Source organism: Roseimarinus sediminis, from assembly GCF_050433125.1.
Classification (GTDB): domain Bacteria; phylum Bacteroidota; class Bacteroidia; order Bacteroidales; family Prolixibacteraceae; genus Roseimarinus; species Roseimarinus sediminis.
The window spans coordinates 1-2,392 of record NZ_JBNPXV010000038.1; the positions used below are offsets into that span (position 1 = coordinate 1).

2 protein-coding genes are annotated in these 2,392 nt (G+C 30.2%); both read right to left on the reverse strand.

Translation table 11 applies throughout. From position 1 onward, the window contains the following. Nucleotides 1–232 precede the first annotated feature (232 nt). The gene (locus tag FHS86_RS19065; RefSeq protein ID WP_429417641.1) at nucleotides 233–1,297 is read right to left on the reverse strand and encodes a sensor histidine kinase; all 1,065 of its coding nucleotides are present in this window, start codon (nucleotides 1,295–1,297) and stop codon (nucleotides 233–235) included. Next, a complete protein-coding gene (locus FHS86_RS19070) occupies nucleotides 1,290–2,048 on the reverse strand; it encodes a hypothetical protein (protein ID WP_429417644.1) in 759 nt (252 codons plus the stop codon). Before FHS86_RS19070 ends, FHS86_RS19065 begins: the two co-directional genes overlap by 8 nt. Nucleotides 2,049–2,392: the final 344 nt, after the last annotated feature.

Sequence of the window (2,392 nt, forward strand, 5' to 3'; positions counted from 1 at the left end):
ATGGTATTAAGATACAAAATATGAAGCTCATTAAAGAATGTATTCCATTCTATTTATCAACATAGTTATCAAGGGTTTTTAGACAGTCTGACGGATGGCGGTATGAAACGTTGGGGTTTTCGGAGCTACTTCACTATCAAGGTACAATAAACTTTGATGCGAGAACCAAAGCTTGAATAACCACTGCACCCCCAATGTTTTATGACCGCTTGTTAGCGAAATGTACGGTCTATTATTCCAAATATATTTCAAATTCAAATTTATTATACCCCATACCTTTCTCAAAATGTTCATAATGGTAATAAATATTTGACTCATGATATTCAAGTATCTTTTTACAAATCCATAATCCTACACCAATGCCATCCTTGCAATATTTTTGTGCGTTTTCACCTCTTTCATATTTTTCGAAAATCAATTCACGAAATTCCTTTTTTACAATTGGGCCATAAGAAGAAACTACAACAGTTATTTTATCAATACCAATCGTGAAGAATGTCATAATATTTGTATTTGGTTCTGAGTATTTAATTGCATTATCAAGCAAAATAATTGGAACAAATCCAATAGAATCATAACATTTAACAGCGGGTACATGACCATTATCTCTCCACTGTATAGTAATTGACTTTTTCTCAGCTCTATGCCTAAATAATTTAGCTACTCTATGAAACAGCTGATATATATTTATATCATACTTATTGCCCTGTGTAATACTTTGTGTATTAACAAGAATATCAATCATCGCAAGCTGAGAGTTAACCAAATCAATGGCATCATATAAATCTCTTGCTAACTGAGGTGAATTATTTAGTTTTTCATGAAAATCATTTCCAACATTAGAATTTATCAACCCTTCAGCACAAGAAGTTACAATACCTACAGAGGTCTTTACATCATGTAAAACTGAAATATTTTCCTCTATATTTTCAAATATCTTTTTACAAATAACTTCATTAAGTTTTTTTAGGAATTCGAAATGAGTATCAATATCAGTTTTAGACACTAAATATTCTCTTCTGGCATCCCTACGTCCTTTAGCGATTACTTTATTATCTCTATAAATTAGTCCATTTAATAAAAACTTATTATCATTTAAAACTATCCGAAAATTATCGAATCCCATTTTACATCTATAATAAGTTTCATCTAAATCCATTTTTAGCAAAGAAAGGCAATCTTTATCCTTACACTTTTTAATACAATTCTTATGTTGAGGAAGTTTTTCGGAATCAAAAAAATCACCTTTATACACAAATGGGTAGTTGACTAACTTTTCAAATATCTCTTTATCCATTCACAGGGAAATTATTTGTAATTGTTAAACTAATTGATTTTGTCACATTATATAAATTTCTATCGTCAACAATATTCATGATTTTCTTCCAATCAGGTTCTCTTTTTTTCTTCATTCCCTTTATAATTTCCGCATCTACTTTTGCTATGCTCTTTTCATTGAGTTTGAAATCTCTTAATAATTTGTGCAAAACATCAACATATCTTTCAAGGGTAAAACATTCAGTAATAGTATTATCAACAATTTCTTTAATTTTTAAGAACATAGAAGGTTTTGATATTTTAGCATCTGCAAGTTCCCAAAATCTTTGTTTAGAAAAATCAAAACTATGAGCAGAATAAGCTATTACTATTTGGGCAGGATTATGCTTTTTTATACTTTCTAGTACTCCGAATCCATCTTCTTCTGATAAATCTTCAGCTACATTTAAAATATCCAATATTATAATATCATAATCACCATTTTCAAGAGAACGATAATTTTTAACCTTTTCCCACCTCTCAATATTGTACCCCGCCTCTTGAAATAAGGTGATTGGAAAAACATCCTCATCATCTATAACTAATAATCTCAGTCGTTTACGTAACGAATCAAAATCATAGTGAGGAGTCATTTTAGTTAACGGAAGATGTTTTCGTTTCCAAAAATAATTTCGTCTAACACCGGTAATTGCCTCATATGTTTTTATCGCAACCCAATTTAAAATTGTTGCTGAAATTGATGATATTATTCCAATTAAATAGTTATCCATATGCTGTAATGTTTATTTCTGTGTATGCTGTAGTATTTTCGCTAACGTTGTTGTAAGTTCACTTGTGAATATATTCCCCTTATCTCTTTGCATTAAAAGTGAATATATTCCTCTAATTTGATGTAATATAGTTATGATTTACCGCCTTCATAAGCTTCGACTTAATTGATTTTCATCATCGCACAAAAGATGCTTCGCCCTTACTAAGTAAGCAAACATTTAACATAGAAAAAAATATTTTGAGTGAATGACTGTTTTATTGAGTGAATGGTGCTATTTGATGTGTGAATGGCAGGGGGGAAGCAAATGGGGGGTGGAATGTTTTAGAGAATCTATGATATTAA